The 19,745-nt window shown below is 71.8% G+C and carries 20 protein-coding genes; 14 read left to right on the top strand and 6 right to left on the bottom strand.

Features of this window, described 5'->3' with window-relative positions; genetic code table 11:
* The first annotated feature begins 22 nt into the window (after positions 1-22).
* From QM641_RS03640 to QM641_RS03605, 8 genes are all read left to right on the top strand, one after another.
* On the top strand, positions 23-958 hold the full coding sequence (locus tag QM641_RS03640; protein WP_415113544.1) for an ABC transporter permease: 936 nt from the start codon (positions 23-25) through the stop codon (positions 956-958).
* Positions 955-1,800 carry an ABC transporter permease gene (locus QM641_RS03635; RefSeq protein ID WP_415113542.1) on the top strand — a complete coding sequence of 282 codons (846 nt, stop codon included), beginning with the start codon at positions 955-957 and terminating at the stop codon, positions 1,798-1,800. Before QM641_RS03640 ends, QM641_RS03635 begins: the two co-directional genes overlap by 4 nt.
* Positions 1,797-3,437 (top strand): dipeptide ABC transporter ATP-binding protein, encoded by a 1,641-nt coding sequence (locus QM641_RS03630; RefSeq protein ID WP_415113540.1) that lies wholly within the window; start codon positions 1,797-1,799, stop codon positions 3,435-3,437. Before QM641_RS03635 ends, QM641_RS03630 begins: the two co-directional genes overlap by 4 nt.
* A complete protein-coding gene (locus QM641_RS03625; protein ID WP_415113538.1) occupies positions 3,434-4,486 on the top strand; it encodes a putative FMN-dependent luciferase-like monooxygenase in 1,053 nt (350 codons plus the stop codon). Before QM641_RS03630 ends, QM641_RS03625 begins: the two co-directional genes overlap by 4 nt.
* Positions 4,483-5,124 carry a CMD domain protein gene (locus QM641_RS03620; RefSeq protein WP_415113536.1) on the top strand — a complete coding sequence of 214 codons (642 nt, stop codon included), beginning with the start codon at positions 4,483-4,485 and terminating at the stop codon, positions 5,122-5,124. Before QM641_RS03625 ends, QM641_RS03620 begins: the two co-directional genes overlap by 4 nt.
* On the top strand, positions 5,121-5,738 hold the full coding sequence (locus QM641_RS03615; RefSeq protein WP_415113535.1) for an alkylhydroperoxidase domain protein: 618 nt from the start codon (positions 5,121-5,123) through the stop codon (positions 5,736-5,738). The genes QM641_RS03620 and QM641_RS03615 overlap by 4 nt, the downstream gene beginning before the upstream one ends.
* Positions 5,735-6,379, top strand: coding sequence for a VOC family protein (locus QM641_RS03610; RefSeq protein WP_415113533.1), 645 nt, complete (start codon positions 5,735-5,737; stop codon positions 6,377-6,379). Before QM641_RS03615 ends, QM641_RS03610 begins: the two co-directional genes overlap by 4 nt.
* Before the next feature lie 312 nt (positions 6,380-6,691).
* Complete coding sequence (locus QM641_RS03605; protein ID WP_415113531.1) at positions 6,692-7,480, top strand: hypothetical protein; 789 nt, start codon at positions 6,692-6,694, stop codon at positions 7,478-7,480.
* On the opposite strand, the gene QM641_RS03600 is transcribed toward QM641_RS03605, so the two are convergent.
* From QM641_RS03600 to QM641_RS03590, 3 genes are all read right to left on the bottom strand, one after another.
* Entirely contained in the window at positions 7,465-8,823 is a 1,359-nt protein-coding gene (locus tag QM641_RS03600) for an APC family permease (RefSeq protein ID WP_415113529.1), read from the bottom strand. The genes QM641_RS03605 and QM641_RS03600 overlap by 16 nt on opposite strands.
* Before the next feature lie 109 nt (positions 8,824-8,932).
* Positions 8,933-9,379: a type II toxin-antitoxin system VapC family toxin gene (locus QM641_RS03595; protein WP_415113527.1), complete on the bottom strand. Its 447-nt coding sequence runs from the start codon at positions 9,377-9,379 to the stop codon at positions 8,933-8,935.
* A complete protein-coding gene (locus QM641_RS03590; RefSeq protein ID WP_415113525.1) occupies positions 9,376-9,621 on the bottom strand; it encodes a hypothetical protein in 246 nt (81 codons plus the stop codon). The genes QM641_RS03595 and QM641_RS03590 overlap by 4 nt, the downstream gene beginning before the upstream one ends.
* A 14-nt stretch (positions 9,622-9,635) precedes the next feature.
* On the opposite strand from QM641_RS03590, the gene QM641_RS03585 reads away from it, so the two are divergent.
* Complete coding sequence (locus QM641_RS03585) at positions 9,636-10,037, top strand: SRPBCC family protein (RefSeq protein ID WP_415113523.1); 402 nt, start codon at positions 9,636-9,638, stop codon at positions 10,035-10,037.
* Entirely contained in the window at positions 10,030-10,554 is a 525-nt protein-coding gene (locus QM641_RS03580; RefSeq protein WP_415113521.1) for a MarR family winged helix-turn-helix transcriptional regulator, read from the top strand. Before QM641_RS03585 ends, QM641_RS03580 begins: the two co-directional genes overlap by 8 nt.
* Before the next feature lie 654 nt (positions 10,555-11,208).
* Here the strand turns inward: QM641_RS03580 and QM641_RS03575 are convergent.
* The gene (locus QM641_RS03575; protein WP_415113519.1) at positions 11,209-14,049 is read right to left on the bottom strand and encodes a BTAD domain-containing putative transcriptional regulator; all 2,841 of its coding nucleotides are present in this window, start codon (positions 14,047-14,049) and stop codon (positions 11,209-11,211) included.
* A gap of 102 nt (positions 14,050-14,151) precedes the next feature.
* On the opposite strand from QM641_RS03575, the gene QM641_RS03570 reads away from it, so the two are divergent.
* Genes QM641_RS03570 through QM641_RS03555 form a run of 4 tightly spaced genes read left to right on the top strand, consistent with a single transcriptional unit; the run spans position 14,152 to position 18,046 of the window.
* Positions 14,152-15,591 (top strand): CoA transferase, encoded by a 1,440-nt coding sequence (locus QM641_RS03570; RefSeq protein ID WP_415113517.1) that lies wholly within the window; start codon positions 14,152-14,154, stop codon positions 15,589-15,591.
* A complete protein-coding gene (locus tag QM641_RS03565) occupies positions 15,591-17,594 on the top strand; it encodes an acyl-CoA thioesterase/bile acid-CoA:amino acid N-acyltransferase family protein (protein ID WP_415113515.1) in 2,004 nt (667 codons plus the stop codon). Before QM641_RS03570 ends, QM641_RS03565 begins: the two co-directional genes overlap by 1 nt.
* Before the next feature lie 36 nt (positions 17,595-17,630).
* A complete protein-coding gene (locus QM641_RS03560; RefSeq protein WP_415113513.1) occupies positions 17,631-17,903 on the top strand; it encodes a hypothetical protein in 273 nt (90 codons plus the stop codon).
* The gene (locus QM641_RS03555) at positions 17,894-18,046 is read left to right on the top strand and encodes a hypothetical protein (RefSeq protein WP_415113511.1); all 153 of its coding nucleotides are present in this window, start codon (positions 17,894-17,896) and stop codon (positions 18,044-18,046) included. Before QM641_RS03560 ends, QM641_RS03555 begins: the two co-directional genes overlap by 10 nt.
* Before the next feature lie 92 nt (positions 18,047-18,138).
* On the opposite strand, the gene QM641_RS03550 is transcribed toward QM641_RS03555, so the two are convergent.
* Both QM641_RS03550 and QM641_RS03545 read right to left on the bottom strand, forming a co-directional pair.
* Positions 18,139-19,221, bottom strand: coding sequence for a PDDEXK nuclease domain-containing protein (locus QM641_RS03550; RefSeq protein ID WP_415113509.1), 1,083 nt, complete (start codon positions 19,219-19,221; stop codon positions 18,139-18,141).
* A 61-nt stretch (positions 19,222-19,282) separates the two neighbouring features.
* Complete coding sequence (locus tag QM641_RS03545; RefSeq protein ID WP_415113507.1) at positions 19,283-19,663, bottom strand: hypothetical protein; 381 nt, start codon at positions 19,661-19,663, stop codon at positions 19,283-19,285.
* Positions 19,664-19,745 lie beyond the last annotated feature (82 nt).

Raw genomic sequence — 19,745 nt, 5'->3', positions numbered from 1 at the left:
CGGTCCTGCGTGAAGGATGGACATGACCTACGTGCTGCGCCGACTCGGCCAGGCCGCGATCGTGCTCGTGCTCGCCTACACTGTCGCCTATCTGCTCCTGGGCGTACTGCCCGGCGACGCGGTGCTGGCCCGCTACGGCAGCCCCGAGCTGGGCCTGACGCCGCAGCAGCTCGAGGAGATCAGGGCGGCGTACGGGGCGGACCGGCCGCCGCTGACGCGGTTCCTCGACACGACGGCGGGATTCGTGCGCGGCGACTTCGGCTACTCCGTGCAATCCGGTGCGTCTGTGGCCACGCTCGTCGCGACCGCGCTGCCGTCGACGCTTCTGCTGGCGGTGCTGGGCATCGTCGTGGCGGTCGTGGTCGCGGTGACCGTCGCGTTCACCGCGACCTATGGCGGCCACCCGGTCCTGCGCCGCGTGTTCCGCGGCATCCCGCCGCTGTTCGTGTCGGTGCCGGTGTTCTGGCTGGGGATCATCCTGATCCAGATCTTCTCCTTCCAGCTCGGGCTCGTGCCCCTCATCGGCGCGACGCCCGCGCAGGCGCTGATCCTGCCGGTGCTCACGATCGCGGTGCCGATCGCCGCGCCCCTGGCCCAGGTGCTCACCCGCAGCATCGACGACGTGAAGGCGCAGCCGTTCGTGTCGGTCGTCAAAGCGCGCGGGGCGAGCACGTCGTGGCTGCTGTGGCGCAACGTCTCGCGCAACGCGCTGCTTCCGACCCTGACGATGGCGGGGCTCCTGTTCGGCGAGCTCGTCGGCGGCGCGGTGGTCACCGAGTCGGTGTTCGGCCGTGCCGGCATCGGCCAGCTGACCGCGCAGGCGGTCGCCAACCGCGACACCCCCGTGCTGCTGGCGGTCGTCGTGCTGTCGGCGGTCACGTTCGTCGTCATCAACCTCGTGGTCGACCTCCTCTACCCGGTCCTCGATGCCCGGCTGCGCAAGGGAGCACGCGCATGACCGCCGTGACCGCATCCGTGCTGACGGACGTACGCCGCAGCCCGCGCCGGCTCTCGGTCGGGGTCGTCCTGTCGGCGGTCGTGATCCTCGTCGCGCTGGCATGGGCGGTCGCGCCCGCGCTGTTCGCGCCCGGCGACCCGACCGAGGGCACGGCCATGACGGCGCTGCAGGCGCCCAGCGCCGAGCACCTGTTCGGGACGGATGCCACCGGCCGTGACCTCTACACCCGTGTCGTGTACGGGGCGTCGCAGTCGATCAGCGCCGCGCTCATCGCGGTGCTCGTGGGCTTCGTGGTCGGCACGCTCATCGGGGTCGTCGCCGGCGCGCGCGCGGGCGTCGTCGACGACGTGCTGATGCGGGTCATCGACGTCATGCTCGCCATCCCCACGCTGCTCCTCTCGCTCACCGTCGTGATCCTCCTCGGCTTCGGCACCTGGACGGCGGCGCTGGCGGTGGGCATCACCTCGATCGCCGTGTTCGCCCGGCTCGCGCGCTCGCAGGTGGTGGGCGTGCGCGCGAGCGAGTACGTCGAGGCCGCGTACGGCAGCGGCGGCACGTTCCTGAGCGTGCTGTGGCGGCACGTGCTGCCCAACTCTCTCACCCCCGTGATCGCGCTGGCCGCACTGCAGTTCGGTTCGGCGATCCTGCAGATCTCCACGCTCGGCTTCCTCGGCTACGGCGCCCCGCCGCCCACCCCGGAGTGGGGTCTGCTGATCGCGGAGGGCCGCAACTACGTCGCCACCGCGTGGTGGCTCACGGTGCTCCCGGGGCTCGTCGTGGTGTTCGTGGTGCTCGCCACCAACCGGCTCAGTCAGGCCATCCGCGGGGGTGAGGGACGATGAGCGCCGCCTCCCCGCTGCTGCGCGTCGACGACCTGCGCGTGGCCTATCAGACCCGCCGCGGCGCCGTGCGGGCGGTCGACGGGGTGAGCTTCGAGGTGCGACCCGGCGAGGTTACCGCCCTCGTGGGCGAGTCCGGATCGGGCAAGACCACGGTCGCGCAGTCCGTGATCGGGTTGCTGGCGGGCAACGGCCGGGTCACCGGCGGCAGCATCCGCCTCGGCGAGACGGAGCTGACCGGGCTGAGCGACCGCCGCATGCGGGACCTCCGCGGCCGGCGCATCGGGCTCGTCCCGCAGGACCCGGGCAACTCGCTCAACCCGGTGACCACGATCGGCGCGTCGGTGGCCGAGAGCCTGCGCGTGCACGGCTGGCGCGACCGGGCGAAGATCCGTGCACGCGTGCTCGACCTGCTCGAGCGCGTCGACATCGACGAGCCCGAGCTGCGCGCCCGCCAGTACCCGCACGAGCTCAGCGGCGGCATGCGCCAGCGCGTGCTCATCGCCGCAGCTCTCGCTCTCGAGCCCGAGCTGGTGATCGCCGACGAGCCCACCAGTGCCCTCGACGTCACGGTGCAAAAGCGCGTGCTCGACCTCCTCGACCGCCTGCGCACCGAGCTCGGCACCGGCGTGCTGTTCATCACGCACGACCTGGCCGTGGCATCCGATCGTTCGCAGAGCCTCGTCGTCATGCGGGGCGGACAGGTGCAGGAGCAGGGCCGCACGACGGCCGTGCTGTCCGCACCGGCATCCGAGTACACGCGTACGCTCCTGGCCGATGCCCCCTCGCTCGGCCGTGTCGTCGAGCGGATGCTGCCGCGCCAGGCCGTCGCAGGCTCTCGCCCGCTCGTGGAGGTCGCCGGGCTCCGCCAGGAGTTCTCGCGCGGAAGGGGCCTTGCCCCCTTCGTCGCGGTGGACGATGTCTCGTTCACGGTGGCGGCGGGCACGACCCACGCCCTCGTGGGCGAGTCCGGCTCGGGGAAGACCACGACCGGGCGTGCCGTCGCTGGCTTCGGGCGGCCGACGGCGGGGGAGATCCGCGTCGACGGGGTGGATGTGACGGCGCTCCGCTCGGCGCGCGAGTTCCGCCGCACCGCGCAGCTGGTCTATCAGAACCCGTACGGGTCGCTCGATCCGCGCCAGAGCGTCGCGTCGATCGTCGAGGAGCCGCTGCGCAACTTCGGGATCGGCGACGCGAAGGACCGCCACGAGCGGGCCGCGCACTTCCTCGAGCTCGTCTCGCTCGCCCCGGAGCTGGGCGCGCGCAAGCCCCGCGAGCTCTCCGGCGGGCAGCGCCAGCGCGTGGCGATCGCGCGCGCTCTCATCCTCGAGCCCCGCCTGGTCGTGCTCGACGAGGCGGTCTCGGCGCTCGATGTCACGGTGCAGGCGCAGATCCTGCGCCTGCTGTCGCGGCTTCAGACCGAGCTCGGACTGACGTACGTGTTCATCTCGCACGACCTCGCCGTCGTCCGGCAGATCGCCGACACGGTCTCGGTGCTCCGGCGCGGCGAACAGGTGGAGCTCGGTCCGACCCGACGCGTGTTCGACGAGCCGCAGCATGACTACACGCGCCGGCTGCTCGCGGCGATCCCCGGGGCCGCGTTCCGCGGCGCCCGTTCGACGGAAGGACCAGACCGATGACCGGTCCACGCGTGGGCTTGTTCACCCGCCTGCTCGAGCGGGCCTCTCCGGCAGACCGGTACCGGTTCGCGCTGGAGCAGATCGACCAGGCCGAACGGGTCGGGTTCGCCTCCGCGTGGGTCGCCCAGCACCACTTCCACGAGCAGGAGGGCGGGCTGCCCTCGCCGCTGATCCTCCTCGCGGCGGCGGCGCAGCGCACGACCCGGATCGCGCTGGCGACCGGCATCGTGACGCTGCCGCTCGAGGACGCCGTCCGCGTGGCGGAGGATGCCGCGGTGCTCGACGCGCTCAGCGGCGGCCGGGTGCAGCTGGGCGTCGGAACCGGCGGAACGCCGTCGTCGTTCGCGGCGTTCGGGCGCACGTTCGAGGAGCGCCGGGAGGTCTTCGCCGACCACCTCCAGGTACTCGTCGACGCCTTCTCCGGCCGCGGCCTGCGCGGCACGCCGGAGACGCTCTACCCGTTCGCGAACGGTCTGGAGCGTCGCCTGTGGCAGGCGACGTTCTCGCCCGAAGGGGCGGCGCGCGCGGGCGAGCGCGGAGACGGACTGCTCCTCTCGCGCACCCAGCCACGGCCGCAGGGTCGGCCGGATGCGCCGCTGTGGGACGTGCAGCGCCCGGTGATCGAGAGCTATCTGGCGGCCCTCGGCACATCGGGGCCGCCGCGCATCCTCGCCTCCCGTACGGCGGTCGTCGTGGATGCCGACAACCGCACCCGCGTGCTCGCACAGGCCGAGGCGGGACTGCGCGATCTCGCCGGGCGCTTCCTCAAGCTCGACGTCTCCGGGCTCGGACTCGACGAGCTGCTGCGCCTGACCGACACCCACGTGGGCACGGCCGACGAGGTCGTCGCCTCGCTCGGTGCCGACGAGACCCTCGCGCACGCGACCGACGTCGCCCTCCAGGTGCACTCGGTCGACCCGCCGCACGAGATCACCATGCGCTCGCTCGAGCTGCTGGCCACCGAGGTCGCTCCGCGGCTGGGCTGGCGCATCGGGCCCGACACCGCCGCGGAACTGCACGCGGGCCATCGCACGGAAGGACACCCATGAAAGCCCCCTCACCCGCCGCGACGCGACCCCGCGCCGACATCATCGACCTGCTCGCTCACGTCGCGCCGGGCGGATCGCTCGACGCCGTGCGTGCGCGACGGTCGCAGGCGCGCGAGAACGCGCAGCGCAGCTTCGAGGTGCTCCTGGAGCCCGCCGATCCCGGGTCGTTCCCGCTCGCGCAGCGGTACGCGGTGGCGGCGTTCGTGGCCCAGCTGCACGGACTCGGCGCGGAGTTCTACCGCGACCTGCTCGCGGACGAGGCCCCCGAGCTGGTCGAGGCGGTGGCGCGGGCGGCCGGGGACGGCGAACGGACCGGTCCGTACGGAAGGTACCGGGAGCCGGGCCTTGTCGCCGAGAGCGTCGCCGGCGACGCGTGGACGCCGGATGCCGCGCTCGCGGCCCTGCTCGGCGAGCGGCTGAGCGCAGCGCTCGCGCACGCCCAGCTGCTCGTGTACCGGCCTCGGGAGTCGAGCCCCGGTGCTCTGGCCGCACTCGTGGCAGCGGGCTGGAGCGCGGACGACATCGTCACGCTGTCGCAGCTCGTGGCCTTCCTGTCGTTCCAGCTGCGCACGGCGTGGGGGCTGCGCGTGCTCGGCGCCGCGCCCGCCGGCCGCGACGGAGAGGGGAGGACCCGATGACCGTGGCGGAGTACCCCGAGCTGCACCGGCCCGACCGGTTCACACAGGAGGGCCTGGGCTGGGTGCCGTGGCTGGAGCCGGTCGCGGAGGAGGAGCTGACCGATGCGCAGCGTGCGGCGCTCATCGACGAGTTCCGCATCAAGAGCCCGTACTTCCGGCTGCTCGTGCGCGACGCCGAGGCGCTGCACGCGCGCACCCTCACCGACCTCGACATCTTCTTCAACACCGCTGACGGCATCGGTCGCGCCGAGCGCGAGCTGGCGGCCACGGCGGCCTCTCGCGTGAACGGCTGCGTGTTCTGCGCGTCGGTGCATTCGGCCGCCGCGACCCGCGAGTCGGGGCGACGGGACGACGTGCAGCGACTCCTAGACGACGGGGTCGGAGCCGACCTCGGCGACGAGCGCTGGAACGCCGTGGTGGCGGCATCCGTCGCCCTCACGACGACCCCGCCGGACTTCGGACCGGAGCACGTGGCGCGGCTGCGCGACGCGGGCCTCGACGACGGCGAGATCGTCGACGTGATCGGCGGCGCGGCGTTCTTCAACTGGGCCAACCGGCTGATGCTCTCACTCGGCGAGCCGGAGATCCCCGCGCGGCGGAGGGCGACATCGTGAGCGTCCCGGCCGCGCTCGACCACGTGGTCATCGCGGGGCCGCAGCTGGACGCCCTCGTCGACTGGTTCGCCCAGCGCACCGGCGTGGTCGCCGCTCCCGGCGGCACGCACCCGACCGGCACGGCGAATGCGCTCGTGGCCTTCACCGTCGGCGGACGACGTGGTCGCCACTATCTTGAGCTCATCGGTCCCGATCCGCAGGCGGCCGCGGCGCCGACGACCTTCGGCATCGCCGGGTTGGCTGCGCCGGTCGTGTGCACGTACTCGGTGCACCCCGACGACATCGACGCCGTCGTCGCGCGCGCGACCGCAGCGGGCCATGACCCGGGGCCGGTCGTTCGCCTCTCGCGGCGCACGCCCGACGGCGCCCTGCTGGAGTGGCGGCTGACGAAGGGCCATGAGTCGCGACGCGACCTGCCGTTCCTCATCGACTGGGGCCAGACCGCCCATCCGGGGTTCGGCGACCTGCCTGCCATCGAGCTCGTGTCGTTCGAGCGCGTGGAACCCGACCCGGTGGCCGCCAGGGTGGCCCTGGACGCTCTGGGGCTTCCCGCTGGCGCGCTCGCGCAGATCGTGCCGGGCGAGACGCCCGCGTTCCGTCTCACGGTCCGCACCGCCGCCGGGGAGGACGTGCTCCTCTGACCGTGGCGAGGGTCAGGAGCGGCGAAGGGTCCCCAGGAGTTCGATTGGGGCCCTTCGCCGCTCTACTGCCCGCCGGTGCGCCTTCGTCGTGACGTGGCGTCCCCACGCCTCAGCCACCTGCACCATACGTGTCCCCAGCATTTCGCTCGCCTATGCGGACCATATCTCCGGTCCCAGTATTCGGAGGGCCCGCGTCAACCTCTGCGATTGGAGGATTGATTGATCGTATCGGTTGTGAACTTGGAACGTCAAGTCCCAAAGTGAGGAGTTTCTCATCTTCACGGTAGGATCGGATGCCGTGGACGGATCATGGTGAGCAGCTCCTGGACCGGAGCACCCCGTGGGCCGCAGCGTCTCTCCAAGTCGGAGATCGAGCGGAGGCTCCTGGACACCGCGAAAGAGCAGATCCAGCAGACCGGATTGACGGTCAGCCTGGAGCACCTTCGCCTCGATGAGCTGCTCGAACTGGCCGATGTGCCCAAGACCTCGTTCTACCGCGTGTGGACGAGCAAGGACCGCTTCTTCGCGCGCCTGCTCGAAGAACTCGTCCAGCCCGAGGGCGGTGTCGGGGCGGCCTATGATCCGGAGACGATTCGCGTCTCCGGACTGGTGATCCGCCAGCATCCGGAGCTGCTGGCCACCGCGGAGGGCCGGGAGCGCCTGATGCGCGAGATGGTTCGCGTCGGCGCGCACCGCAACTTCACCGCTCTCCTGGGCTCGGTCGGCTGGCGCACTTATATGGCGATCCTCGCCACACTCCCCGGGATCTCCGACGAGGGCGCCCGCGAGCGCATCAAGACGGCACTGCAGCGGGCCGAGAACGAGTTCCTCGACCGCATGGCCGACTTCTACCGGGAGCTGCTGCCGGTGCTCCACTACCGGCTGCGTCCGGGCGTCACCACGCGGCATCTCGCCGCTGCCGGTGCCGCGGTGGTGGAGGGGCTCGTGCAGCGCAACGTCGTGAGCCCGGAGCTGGTCGGCGGGATGCTGCCCGGACCTGCGATCGACGGCGGGACGACGGACTGGGATCTGGCCGCGCTGGGCTTCCTGGGGGTCATCCAGGCGCTCGCCGAGCCCGACCCCGACTACGACGGAGCCTGACCCGATCGCCGCGACCGCGCACCCTGCAGGACCGCCACGACGACGCCCACGACGAGCCAGACCGCCCCGACGGTCAGCGCGCTCGAGTTGGCGAAGACGATCACGACGGCGAAGAAGAGCATCGCCAGCACCGGCACGACCAGGTGCACGAGGTAGTTCCGGCTGCGCCCGCGCACGAGGAAGTAGCCGATGACCGAGGCGTGCAGCAGCACGAACGCGCACATCGCGCCGATCGACACCGTGGAGGAGAGCAGGTCGAGCCCGTTCGGCTCGATCGCCGCCCACACCGCGAGGGCGAGGGTGATCGCGGTCACCAGCACTGTCGCGAGAGCCGGCGATGTGCCGCTTCGTGACACGCGGCCGAAGACGGCCGGGAAGCGGCGCTCGCGCGACATCGTCATGATGACGCGGCTGCCTGCGGCCAGGCCCATCATGCCGGCGAAGCTCGCCCCGAGCGCCTTCGCGATGCCGAGCAGGGTCGCCAGCCACGGAGCGACCTGTGCGCGGATGGCGTCGTAGAACGCGGTGCCCTGCGCCTCCGGGTCGGCGGCGAGCTCTGCCGGCGTGGGCACCGTGACGAGCTCGACGACCCAGCTCTGGAACAGGAACAGCACGCCCGCGATCGCGAGGCACGCCAGCATCGCCTTGCCGACCATGCGGCCGCTGCCCGAGGCCTCCTCCGCGAAGGTCGCGATGGCGTCGAAGCCGAGGAACGCCATCGCCGCGACGGAGACGGCGCCCAGCACCGCGACGAGCGAGAAACCGCCGACTCCGACCAGCGGGGCCAGGGGGGCCTGCTGAGCGCCGCCCGCCGCGAGAGCGGCGATCGCGGCCACCAGCACGATCGCGAGCACGGCAACCTCGGCGATGACGACGATCATGGCGGCGCGGGCGAGGCTGCGCCCGCCCGCGAGATTGAGCGCCGTGGTGACCACGACGGCGACGGCGGTGAAGAGCCAGGCGGGCACGTCGGGGAGGAAGGAGTGCATCGCCAGGCCCGTGAACAGGAACGCGACGCTCGGGATCAGCAGGTAGTCCAGCAGCACCATCCAGCCCGCGACGAAGCCAGGACCCCGACCCATGCCCTCGGTGGCATAGGAGTAGACCGAGCCGGCGGCCGGCACCGCGCGCGACATCTGCGCGTAGGAGACCGCGGTCAGGCCCATCACGATGGTCGCGACGATGTACACCGTCACGACGGCGCCGTCGCTCTTCGCGTAGATCGGGCCGAAGATGCCGACCGGGGCGGCCGGTCCGATGAAGACCAGGCCGTTGCCGATCAGGTGCCGGAGCTTGAGGCTGCGGCGCAGCCCTCCGGCGGTCGCCGCGCGTGGTGTGGCCATGACGTGCTCCTGTCCGGGGCGTGCGCCCGTTCCACGCTAGCCCCCGCCACGACGTCCGGCTCGTCTGTGACGTTTCGTGGCATCCGCCCCTGCCGATCGCCCCTCGCGCTCAGGCGTCCTTCGACAGACCGAGCTCGACGAGGAAACGGTGCGATGCGGGGTCCAGATGCGCAAGCTCCGGGATGTCGGCGAACGCACGGTCGGCGGAGACGAGCCCGGTCAGGTGCTCCCGCCGGAGCACCGCGGCGGCCAGGACGGCGTCGAATGCGCCGAGCCGGTCGGACTCGCGGAACAGGCGCAGTCCGGCCGTCACGTCCTCGGCGCCGGGGGACAGGAGGGGTGCGAGCAGTGTGGCGAACCGGCCGGCGAGCGCGGCCGCGTCGGCTCGTCCTCGGCGGCGCGCCCGCACGTGGGCGAACTCCTGGAGCACCTCGACCGTGGTCGTGGCGCGGACGCGGCCGTCACCGATCGCGTGGACGAGCGTGCGACACGGTTCGCGCAGTGCGTGATCCGAGCCGACCGCGTAGACCAGCACGGTCGTGTCCAGCACGATCATGCGCGGCGCCCGCGCAGGTCGTCGAGCTCGCGTGCGATCTCGCCCACGGAGGGTGTGTCCATCTCGTCGGCGGCGAGGATGGCGGCGGCAGCGCGCATGCGCTCGGTCGCCAGAGGCGGATACACGACGTCGATCGCAGTGCGCACGAGCGAGGCCACGGACACCCCGCGCGCCGACGCGGTCTGCTCCAGTCGGTCTCGCTGAGCGGCGTCGATCAGCACCTGCAGTCGCTCCGTCTTCATGCTCATACTGTAGCATGTGCATATCTGCACGAATTCCTCTTGACTGGTCGGTCTGGTCGGACCCCGACTCGTTCCCGAGCTGGGACCCCAGAGAGCAGCGCACCGAGCTGACCGGCCCGTTCGCGGCGGGCAGCACGATCCGCTCCAGGCAGCGCGGCATCCCTCAGGCGGAGATGACGGTGACCGAGGTCGCCCCGGGGGAGCGGTGGACGATCGCGTCTGCTCTTCCCGGCGGGACGCTGACGTTCGAGCACACGCTGGTCGCCGACGGCCCCGGCCGCACGCGCGTCACCAAGCTCTACGAGGTGAGCGGACCCATGAGCCTCGCCTTCCGCTGCTACTTCGGGCCCCGCGTGCGCAAGGCGATGCCCGATACCTTCCGCGCGCTCGAGGCCGAGGCGCTGCGTCGTGGCTGATCGGCGATCTGCGTCGGCCGCATCGTCCGGGCCGTCCGGGTCTTCCGGGTCGCCCGCGGGGCCGACCGCACCGCGGGGCCCGCGGGCCAGTCCGGGGTTCTGGCTGTACCACGCCGCTCTCGCGTGGCAGCGCGAGCTCGACAACGGATTGCGTCCGCTGGGTCTCACGCACACCCAGTTCACCCTGCTCGCGTCCGCCAACCATCTCGGCCGCCGGCACGACGCGCCCACTCAGCAGCAGGTCGCCGAGCTGTCCGGCGTCGATCGGATGATGACCTCGAAGATCCTGTCCGAGCTGCACCGCCGCGGGCTGGTCGATCGGGTCGCCCACGCGCAGGACGGGCGGGCGAAGGCGGTGCGCACGACGGATGCCGGTGCGGAGCTCGTGAGCAGGGCGGTGCGGATCGTGGCCGAGGTCGATGACCGGCTGTTCGGTGCGCGCGGGCCGGAGCGCGACCGGCTGCGCGCCGCGCTGGAGGGCATCGTCGCGGCGGCCGGCGGCTCCGGGGATCGCTGACGGTCGCTTGCGCCCTGGCCCGTTCTCGACCATAGGCCTCGGGCCGGCAGCGCTGTCTCAGGATGCCGGGCACGGGATTGAGGGAGCCTTGAGGAAACCCTGCGTCGGTCTTCGTGGTCCCCGAAGGGATCGTTGTGGTCGGCGAGCGATGCTGTTTCTGGCAGCGAGAGATGGGGATCTCGAAGCCGAGGTCCGGGACTGGGGAGTCGCGGACGAACTGGGGAAGATCCGGGGGCTGGGGAGCCGCGGATGAAGTGAAGACTGGGGGTCCGGGGCTGGGGGGCCATGGACGAACTGGGGTGACTGGGGAACTGGGGTCTGGGCTGGGGAGCCGGACGAACTGGGGACTGGGGAACCGAGCCTGGGTCTGTCCGGAGCGGGGGAGCTCCGGACAGACCGCGGGTTCACTGGAGCTGGGGCTCCACACGACCCGCGTCGCGCATCGCGAGCGTCGGGCCCCACGAACTTCGGAGAGTCGCGCGAAGTTCGGAGGATTTCGGCTGAATCCTCCGAAGTTCGCGCACGACTCCGAGGTTCGTCGCGGCCGGTCGGGTTCTACGACAGCACGGGACGGTCCGCGGCTGGGCGCGGTCCCGTGCTGCACAAGGCGATGGTGGGCCGGCGGGGTTCGCTTCGCTCACCGGGACCCGCCGGTCACTCCGCGCCGCGGAGCGGAACCGCCGATCGCTGCCCCTCGGCCCAGGCCCGATCGAACACGGCCGGGTCGAGCCGGGAACGGGTGAGGGCGAGCAGGTCGGTCGTGTGCGGATGCCGCGGCCAGGGCATGCCCGACCGGCGACTGCACGCGGCGGATGCCCCGTAGCAGCGGGCCGCGTCGGCGAACTGACCCGCCGGGGCGTGGTGGTTCCCCCGCAGCTCCCACAGATCGCCGGCCTCGCGTCCGCCCATGGCGAGGTAGTGGCGCAGAGACTCCTCGGAACGCTGCAGGCCTGCCAACGGCTGACCGGTGAACAGGGACTCGACGCCGAGCGCCATCGAGGCGAAGAACGCCGCGAACGCGTTCCCGGCCGACGTCGCGTCGGCCAGCACGACCTCGGCCTGGTCGGCGCCGCCGTCCGACCGATCCAGGATGGCGGCGGCCGCGGCGACCGCGCGGGCGGCGAGCACGACGTCCGGGTCGCCCGCGCCGACCTCCGCGGCCTCGGTCGCGAGGTCGGCCGCCAACCCGGGGTCGTCGCCCACCCAGGCGGCCGCGGCCAGCTCGGCCAGCGCCTGGCCGGCGTCGGGTCGGAGGTCTTCGGGAACCGCGGCGGGGTCGGCAAGGGCCGCGCGGGCGGCGTCGATGTACGGGTGCGCCTCGGTCATCCGCTGATTGAACCCGAGCGCGGCGCCGTGGGCGGCGCTCAGCAGCGCACGTTCGAAGCCGCTCACCGCTGCGGCCTCCCGGTCGTCCGCCACCCGCTCCTCGGCCGACGACAGCCAGCTCAACCCCTCCACCATCCCGGAGCGGTTGTGCCAAAACGACACCAGCCGGGCGACCGCCGCGACCCCCGTCGCCAGCTCTGCCGGATCGACGCCGGGAGCGAGAGTCTCCCGCAGCAGCGAGCGGACCTGATCGCGATCGGATTCCAGGGCGTCGTACCAGGCATCCTGAGCCGGAAGCCCGATCCGCGGCCGGGCGGACACGAGCGCGGCCGACCAGGCGTTCCGCGCGGCGTGCACCGCGTCGGCCTCTTCCGACGCCGCCAGCTCGCCTGCCGCGTGCGCGCGCACGGGCACGAGCTGCACGAACCGCGTGGATCCGCCCGGGACCGCCGGCGGCACCGGCGCGAGCAGCGACCGGTGCACCAGCGAGGCCAGCAGGTCGGGGACGAGCTCGACGCGCAACGGCGGGGCGCCGCAGACGGCCGACGCCGCGGCGGCCGAGAACGTGCCGTGGAACACCCCCAGTCGGCGGTACAGCACCTGCTCGTCGTCCCTGAGCAGCCGGTGACTCCACGCGACCGCGTCGGCCAGGGTGCGGTGGCGGGCCGGCCCGCGACCCGACCGGCCGAGGCCCGCGGGACGGTCGGAGAGCATGTCCGCCGTGTCATCGAGGGTGAACGCCCGCAGTCGCGCCGCAGCCAGCTCGATGCCGAGCGCGATCCCGTCCAGTGCCGTACAGATGCGGGCGACCGCTGCGGCGGTCGAGGCATCCACCGCGAACTCCGGATCGAAGACCCGAACACGATCGGCGAACAGCTGCGCACCCGGGTTGCTCAGCACGCTGGACAGCTCCGGCGACGGCGGCGGCCAGGGCCCGATCCGGACGATCTGCTCGCCGTCGACGTCCAGCGGTTCACGGCTCGTCGTCAGCACCACCAGCCCTGGAGCCGCCGCCAGCAGCGCCTCGACCGCGGCGGCGACCGACTCCGACAGGTGCTCGCAGTTGTCCAGCACCAGCAGCATGCGCCGCTCGGCGACATACGCGGCGACCGTATCCAGAGCCGCGACCGGACGGGCGGCGAGTCGAAGAGCGGAGGCGACAGCGCTCGCGACGGCGGTCACCTCGGGCGTTCCGACCGGGGCCAGCTCCACGAAGCACATTCCGTCGGGGAACGTGGAGCGGGCGGCCGCCTCGATCGCCAGCCGTGTCTTGCCGCATCCCATCGCGCCCACGATCGAGACCAGGCGGTGTGCGCTCAGCCGCGCCTGCACGTCCGCCAGCTCGGTCGCCCTGCCGACGAACGACGACAGTCGCAGCGGCATGACGGTCGCGACGGGCGGAGCCGGAAGAGTGAGCGCCGGATCATGGGTCAGCACCCGGTGCTCGGTCTCGCGCAGCTGGGGCCCCGGCTCGACGCCGAGCTCGTCGTGCAGCACGATCCGGGCCTGCCGATAGGCATCCAGCGCCTCGCTCTGGCGGCCGCAGCGGTACAGGGCGACCATCTGCTGCGCACGGAGCTGCTCGCGGTAGGGCTGCTCGGCGATCAGCGGCGTCACCTCGGCGAGCGCCTGCTCCGCGCGTCCGGTCTCCAGCAGCGCGGCCACCCGCGCCTCGCGTAGTGACAGCCACAGCTCCGCGAGCCGGTCGCGGACCGGCTCGATCCACTCCTCGACGACGTCGGCGTACGGCGTGCCCCGCCACAGCGCGGCTGCCGCGTCGGCACCGTCGAGCGCCGGCTGCGCCCGCCCCGCCGCGAGATCCGTGCGGGCCTGCGCCACCGCCGCCGCCAGCCGCCGCGAGTCGACGTCGTCGGGATCGACGGCGAGGCGATAGCCGCCGCTGTCGGTGATGAGCACCGTCGGCGGGGTGTGCGCGGGCCGCGCCGGCTCCAGCACCTGCCGCAGCCGCCACACGTGCGACTCGATCACGGCGGGAGCCCGGTAGGGCGGGTGGCCGCCCCAGACCCTCTCGATGAGCCGCGCGGTGGGCACGGTCTGGTTCAGCTCGACGAGCAGAGCGGCGAGAACGGATGCCGGACGGCGGCCCCCGGGCGTCCGATCGGAGCGGCCGGCGCTGATCGTGAGCACACCGAGATCACGGAATCGCACCTGCTCAACGTAGCAGAAAGAGGGCTTGATCAGGCACTTCAAGCGCACTGAGAGGCATGCGGCCAAGAATGGGCGGCGGGGACCGAGGAGAGCGGAGCCGACGTGGCCACGGTGGACACTCCCACGACGCAACAGGCGCTGGACATGATGATGAGCGCCATCGGGCTGTCCGAGCGGGAGTGCGCGGGAGCGGCGACGATCACCGGCGCAGACCCGGTGCTCGCCTCGCGGCACCGGTTCGGCGAGCTGATGGCCGCCGCGCAGGCCGCGTTCGGTCTCGCCCTGGGGGAGCTGTGGGTGGCGCGCGGCGGTGCGCCGCAGGACGTGGCCGTCGATGTGGAGGGCGCGGTCCACCAGCATCATGGCATCGCGTTCCTCCGCCAGAACGGCCGGAAAGTGCCGTTCACCGACTACGGTCCCGTCGACGGCGTCGACGACCCCGTGACCGGCGAGTTCTATCCGACTCGCGACGGCCGCTTCGTGAAGCTGGAGATGTTCTACCCGCGGCTGAAGGATGCCGTCTACAGCGTGCTGCGATGCGCACCCACGCGCACGGCGACCGAGGCGGCCACCATGGGATGGGATGCCGAGGCGCTCGAACGGGCGATCCGCGACGTCGGGGGAGCCGTCGGGGTGGTGCGCTCGGCGGCGGAGTGGCGCGAGCATCCGGTGGGACGGCGGCTGGCGGGCAAGCCGATCGTCGAGGTCGAGCGCATCGGCGATGCGGATCCTGTCCCGCTGCCCGACGGGCTCGCGGCCCCGTTGGCCGGACTGCGCGTGCTCGATCTGACGCACGTCATCGGAGGGCCGGTCACGGCCCGCACGCTCGCCGAGTTCGGCGCCGACGTGCTGCACCTGTCGCGCGTGGACTATCCCGACCATCCCAACTGGCGGATGGAGACCGACATCGGCAAGCGCGCCGCCTACTGCGACCTCGACGACGAGGCCGACAAGCGCCGGTTCTTCGCGCTGCTGCAGGATGCCGACGTGGTCACCTGCTCCTATCTCGACCTCGAGCGCCGGGGCATCTCGCCGCACGCGCTCGCCGCGAGCAGACCTGGGATCATCGCCCACGAGCTGCGCTGCTTCGACAACGAGGGCGAGTGGGCGAACTTCCGCGGCTTCGACATGATGGCGGTGACCGTCTCCGGCTACGTGGAGGACGAGGGTGCGGTCGACGCGCCCATGATGCCGGTCCAGGCGATCTTCGCCGACTACCTCGCGGCCTACGTCGGTGCCGCCGGCATCGCCGCGGCGCTGCACCGGCGGGCGACCGAGGGGGGCAGCTGGCGGGTCGGCGTGTCGCTGACCCGCATGTGCATGTGGGCGCAGGAGATCGGGCTGCTCGACGCCAGCGCGCTGGACGGGGCCCGTCCGTTCGCCGACGTCGTCGCCCGGGCCGCGCTGCCGCTGGCCACGATCGACGGGCCGTACGGCGAGATCACGTATCTGCCCAGCCTGATCCGCATGCCCGACGTGTCCCCGGGCTACGTACGGGGCACCCAACCGCTGGGCTCGTCCCGCCTGGAGTGGAGGATCTGATGGGGTTCGTCCTGGGTTTCCTGCCGTGGATCCTGTACTGGGTGCTGATCGGCAATGTGCCGTTGCGCCTCGTCTCCGTGCTGGTGCTCGCGGTGGCCGTGGCCGTTCAGGTGATCGGACGGCTGCGCCACCGGCCCTGGCGCAGTCTGGAGGTCGGCAGCCTCGCGGTGTTCGCGCTGCTCACGATCGCCGCGTTCGTCCTCAACGACGACGTGCTCGCCCGCTGGATGCAACCGCTGTCGAACGTGGGGATCTTCCTGGTGGCGCTGGGCGGACTCCTCGTCGGCAGGCCGTTCGTGCGGGAGTACGCCGCGGCATCCGTCGACGAACGGACCGCTCGCACCGACGGCTTCGCGAGGATCACACGCGACATGACGGTGCTCTGGATCGGGGTGTTCGCGGGGATGGCGATCCTGTCGGCGATCCCGCCGTTCGTCGACGGTGCGGCGACGCTGCGCGACAGCGGCGATCTGCTGTCGATCCTGTGCTACTGGGTGCTGCCCTACCTGCTGCTGACAATCGGGGGCCTCGTGTCGGGTCTGTTCCCGCCGTGGTTCGAGAAGCGTTCGGCGCTCGTCGACCAGCGGGAGGCCGAGGAGACGCCCCAGCCTGCGCCGCAGCGGGCCGCCCCGCCCGACCTGACCGCACCCGGGCTGGCGCTCGATGCACCCGCGGTGAGCCGGCACGACGAGCCGTTCCCGGTGATGCTGCGGGGTCTGCCGGCGGGTGCCGACGTGCAGCTCATGACCCAGGGCGACGATCTGTACGGCCGCACCTGGCGGTCGACCGCGGCCTTCACCGCGCCGCCTTCCGGGGTGCTCGACCTGCGCGTCACCGCGCCGGTCTCCGGCGATTGGAGCGATCCGTCCGACGACGCGCCCATCACCGCGATGCGGTTCGCCGAGCCCGAGGTCACACCCGAGATGTTCGTGCCGCCCGCGAGGCCGTGGCAGGTGACGATCCAGGCCCGGGTGGGGGCGGGCGGTGCCGGTTCCGGCGTCACGGTCCGGCGGACCGTCGAACGCGTCGCGGGCGCTCCGGGCGCGCAACGGGTCCCGGTCGTCATCGCGCCGGCCGGCACGGCCGGTTCCACGGGCACCGGGGGAGCCGTCGGCCTCGACGGCCTGCTCGTGCTCCCGGCGGGCCGACCGCCCGCGGGCGGCTGGCCCGCGGTGGCCTGCTTCGGGGGATCCGAGGGCGGGTTCGAATCGCAGGTCGGCAACGCCGAGATGCTGGCCGCGCACGGGTTCGCTGCGCTCGCGGCATCGTGGATCAGCGAGGCGGATGCCGCGACCGCGATCGCGTCGGTACCGCTGGAGCGGTTCGTCGCGGCCATCCGACTGCTCGCCGATCATCCCGATGTCGATGCTCGTCGGATCGTCGCGATGGGCATCTCGCGGGGGGCGGAGGGCCTGCTGGCCGCCACGACCGCGGCTTCGGACGCTCCGTGCCGCGGGCTCGTGCTGATCAGCCCGAGCAGCCTGTCCTGGCAGGCGATCGGCGGCGATGGCGAGATCCCCGACACCCCGTCGTGGACTCACGCGGGCGTGCCGGTGCCCTGGCGTCCGGTGCGCAGCGGCGAGCTGATGGGCCAGCTCGTGCGCAACGCCTGGCGCATCGGGCGCGACCGGGCGGCGCATCGGCCCACCCTGCTGCGCCTGCGTGCCGCGTACGCGGCGGGCCTGGCCCACGGCACGGTCGGGGAGCTGGCCGCGGAGCGCGTCGACGCGCCGTTACTGCTCCTCACCGGCAGCGTGGACGCGGTGTGGCCGTCGGGCGAGATGGCCGACGCGATCGTCGCCCGCCGGGGTGCGAAGCCGGATCGGCACGTCGGCTACGAGGGGGCCGGGCACCTCATCCGGCTCGGGAACCTGCCCACCGACGCGCAGTGGACCGGCGGCATCGTCCTGGGTGGCGATCGAGCCGCTCAGGCGGTCGCCCAGCGCGCGGCGATCGCCGAGGTGCTCCGGTTCCTCGGTTCGGCCACCACTGCCAACCGGTAGCCCGCGCGCAGGGACACGGACGGCTCCGTCTACGAGGTGCGCGGCGACCACATCTGGCAGACTGCGGGCGACGGCGCGCCGCTCGACGCCGAAGTCGGGCACGAGGGCGACGACGTCGACAAAGTCATGCTCGGCGCGGGTGCCGCGCTGCTGCAGGCGCTCGTCGATCTGCGGGTGAGCGCGCAGGTCATCGCAGCGACGGAGACGTGGACGGTGCAGGACGAGCACTCCGGCCACGACGATGCCGACGGCATCCGGCGCGAGGGCGTGCTGGTCGTCGCAAACGGCCCGGTGGAGCCATGGGCGTGACGGTGTCGGGGCAGCAGCTCTGGCTCACGCGGGACTTCACGCTGATCGCCTATTCCACGACGGCCGAGCTCGGAGACACGGCGTCGATCGGCGAGCAGCGGTTCTCTCATTGGGGCGAGCCGATCGCGTTCCCCGCCGTCTGAGGGCGACGCCGACGAGCGATCCGGATGCCGCAGATCAGGCGGACGCGACGACTGCTCGAATCGAGTTCCGGGATCGGTGACGATGCACATTGTCAGTCGTCTCCGACGGAGGGCAGTTCTCGCCGGGTGAGGCGTTCGCGGGCGTTGCGGAGCATGGTGTGGAGCCGCTGTTCGAGTTCTTCCTTGGGTGGCAGGGCGGTCCAGTACTCCGCGACGACGATGCCGTCCTTGTGCATCTCCAGGAGTTCGACCTGTTCGCGGCTGGCCGCGGTGCAGAGAATCAGCCCGATCGGCGCTTCTTCGCCGTCTTGACGTTCACACCGGTTGAGCCACTTCAAGTAGAGCTTCATCTGGCCCTCGTCCCTGGCATCGAACTCGCCGATCTTCAGTTCGACGGCGACCAGCCGCTTCAGCGCTCGGTGGTACAGGAGCAGGTCGAGGTGGAAGTCCTTGCCGTCGATGACCATCCGCTTCTGACGCTCCACGAAGGTGAAGCCGGTGCCGACCTCCAGCAGGAATGCCTCCAGGTCTCGCAGGATCGCCGCTTCCAGGTCCGCTTCGAGGTAGCCGTCATGGAGGCCTAGGAAGTCGAGCAGGTAGGGGTCGCTGAAGGTATCGGCCGGGACCATCGACCCAGGACCGAGCTGTGAGTCGGCGATCTCCCGACGCTCGTATGCCTTGCGCCCGATCGCGCTCTTGAGCTCCCTGACCGTGAGCCGACCGGCGGCGACATAGCTGGCGTAGAACTTCCGCGCTTCGTCGGACTTCAGTGGCAAGAGAGCCACGATGTGCGTCCAACTCAATTTGTGTGCCAGCGACGCAACAATCTCAGAGTCGGGGAACTGACGAGCGAACTTGACCATCCGGCTGAGGTTCGGGCGGTCGAAGCCTCGCCCGAACCGCTCAGTCAATTCGTGTGCCAGCGACACAAGAATCTGAGACCCGTAGTCGGCCCTCTCGCCGCGCAGCACCTCGGTGTCGATCAGCGATCCGATCTGCCAGTAGGTCATCGTCAAGGTCGCGTTGGCATAGGAGGCAACCTGCTCGCGAGCTTGGTCGATGAGGGACGACACCCGCTCGACCAGCTCGATATCCCCGGTCAGCGGCACGCCGATCGCCCGACGATGCAGAGGGCTGCTGCCGTCCTCCGGAGTTGACACGCTGGGATCACTCACACCTCAAGCCTCCCAGAGACCACCGACAATCGGTCGGGGACAAGACTTTCCCTCGTACTGCTCACGTCGGCCCGGTGAGGCCTTCACCATCCTGTTCGACCTCGACGTGCAGCGCACCGCCGCCGAGCGGCAACGCCAGGTCGGGGAATCTGGGGGTCAAACTGGAAATGTCGTTGGTTTGAACAACGACGTTCGGGTGGGCGCAATGGAACGCTGCGGGAACAGACGACAGCGGGTTGAGCGGCTTGTTTCCGCGTGGAATCAAGGCATCCGCGAGGATGCCGAGCCCGAGGACGGGGCCGATGACCCGTTGATCGGGGCGGCGGCGGAACCAAAGAAACGACCTCGAACACGCCTCACGGACACCGAAGTGGACGCTATGCGAACAGCCCGCGCGCAGGGCGTGAGCGTGACCGCGCTGGCGTGCCGGTTCGAGGTTCACCGGGGCACGGTGTGGGCGAAGACGCGGCCAAGCGTGATCGGCTACAACTCGCGGAGCGAGTAGTCGTAGGTGTCGCGCACCG

This window comes from Microbacterium sp. (genome assembly GCF_047605725.1).
Taxonomy (GTDB): domain Bacteria; phylum Actinomycetota; class Actinomycetes; order Actinomycetales; family Microbacteriaceae; genus Microbacterium.
Note: the sequence above shows the minus strand (reverse complement) of the source record. Positions and strands in the feature narration are given on the sequence as shown.

Bases quoted from the DNA above. Each gene is read 5' to 3' on its own strand.
- QM641_RS03630 (WP_415113540.1), top strand. From the start codon at position 1,797: ATGAGCGCCGCCTCCCCGCTGCTGCGCGTCGACGACCTGCGCGTGGCC.
- QM641_RS03620 (WP_415113536.1), top strand. From the start codon at position 4,483: ATGAAAGCCCCCTCACCCGCCGCGACGCGACCCCGCGCCGACATCATC.
- QM641_RS03590 (WP_415113525.1), bottom strand. From the start codon at position 9,621: ATGAAGACGGAGCGACTGCAGGTGCTGATCGACGCCGCTCAGCGAGAC.
- QM641_RS03565 (WP_415113515.1), top strand. From the start codon at position 15,591: ATGGGGTTCGTCCTGGGTTTCCTGCCGTGGATCCTGTACTGGGTGCTG.
- QM641_RS03625 (WP_415113538.1), top strand. From the start codon at position 3,434: ATGACCGGTCCACGCGTGGGCTTGTTCACCCGCCTGCTCGAGCGGGCC.
- QM641_RS03555 (WP_415113511.1), top strand. From the start codon at position 17,894: ATGGGCGTGACGGTGTCGGGGCAGCAGCTCTGGCTCACGCGGGACTTC.
- QM641_RS03615 (WP_415113535.1), top strand. From the start codon at position 5,121: ATGACCGTGGCGGAGTACCCCGAGCTGCACCGGCCCGACCGGTTCACA.
- QM641_RS03635 (WP_415113542.1), top strand. From the start codon at position 955: ATGACCGCCGTGACCGCATCCGTGCTGACGGACGTACGCCGCAGCCCG.
- QM641_RS03585 (WP_415113523.1), top strand. From the start codon at position 9,636: ATGTGCATATCTGCACGAATTCCTCTTGACTGGTCGGTCTGGTCGGAC.
- QM641_RS03595 (WP_415113527.1), bottom strand. From the start codon at position 9,379: ATGATCGTGCTGGACACGACCGTGCTGGTCTACGCGGTCGGCTCGGAT.
- QM641_RS03600 (WP_415113529.1), bottom strand. From the start codon at position 8,823: ATGGCCACACCACGCGCGGCGACCGCCGGAGGGCTGCGCCGCAGCCTC.
- QM641_RS03640 (WP_415113544.1), top strand. From the start codon at position 23: ATGACCTACGTGCTGCGCCGACTCGGCCAGGCCGCGATCGTGCTCGTG.